The following is a 1148-nucleotide window of genomic DNA, read 5'->3' on the forward strand; positions in this document are numbered from 1 at the left end:
TTTGTTGGACGAACCTTTTGCCGGCGTTGACCCGATTGCTGTCATCGATATTCAGAAAATCATCGAGTTCCTCAAATCACGCGGTATCGGCGTATTGATTACCGACCACAACGTGCGCGAAACCCTCAGCATCTGCGACCGCGCCTACATCATCAGCGACGGTACGGTATTGGCTTCAGGCAAACCGGATGATTTGGTCAACAATGAACAAGTCCGTTCGGTTTATTTGGGTGAAAATTTCAAATATTGAGTTTAGGCCGTCTGAAAAGGTGTATCTGTGTTGAAACGAATTTTTTTGTCTTCCTTTGCCGTTTTGGCAGCTACTGCTGTGCATGCCATGCCCGAACAGTCATGGCAGGATATGGGTGTGCGCCAAGGCGTGATAGATAAAAATGGCAAGCCGATAACCGGTATCGTAACGGCGACAGCTATCGTGGATAAAGAAGGTAAGCTGGGAAAAAGCCTCCATTGGGAAGTGGATGCGCTGGAATTGTTGAAACTTGCTCAAGAAGTAGGTTTGCCAAAACAAGTCGAGCCTTATAAAGAGTGTACTTATAATCAGAAAACCCAACAAACAGATTGTAAAACACTGGAAAGCCGTAAAAAATTCAGATTCTTTTATACTGTGTCAGATGAATTCAAAGGAAAGATAAAGGCGAAACCTGTCCAAGTTGCTCCACCACCTTATCCACAGCTTTCTACAGAGAATGGTGAGGAAGGGACTGTGGTATTAAATGTCTTTATCAATATAGATGGCAAAGCATTTGTATGGGTAAAAAAGAGCAGTGGATACTCGCGTTTAGATGCCGCAGGACGAAAAGCGGTTTTGCAGACAAAATTTCAACCCGCTACCTATCGCGGGAAGCCTGTTGCCATGGTTTTTGTTCTGCCTATTACGTTTGCTTTACCGTTAGAAACCATCTCTACTGTTGAATAATTCATTTATCGGTTGATAAAAGAATAATATATTGAAATAATCATCCAATATATAAACAATATATTTGATACTTTCAGACGGCCCGTCAGATACAGGCCGTCTGAAATCCATAAAGCACATTTACTATCAAACATTATGTCTTCACTCGTCCTTAAACTCAAACAGACCCAGCAGCTCAACCAGCGGCTGCAACAGTCTCTGCGCATCTTGC

At 43.0% G+C, this 1148-nt stretch carries 1 protein-coding gene and 1 pseudogene; both read left to right on the forward strand.

The features are described 5' to 3' along the window. Nucleotides 1–250 (forward strand): annotated as a pseudogene (locus ACTHS3_RS13890) (LPS export ABC transporter ATP-binding protein); the annotation flags it as partial. 30 nt (nucleotides 251–280) lie between these two features. Continuing rightward, a complete protein-coding gene (locus ACTHS3_RS13895; RefSeq protein WP_440368240.1) occupies nucleotides 281–937 on the forward strand; it encodes an energy transducer TonB in 657 nt (218 codons plus the stop codon). The last annotated feature ends 211 nt before the right edge of the window (nucleotides 938–1148 follow it).

It is taken from the genome of Neisseria sp. P0009.S007, from assembly GCF_051962515.1.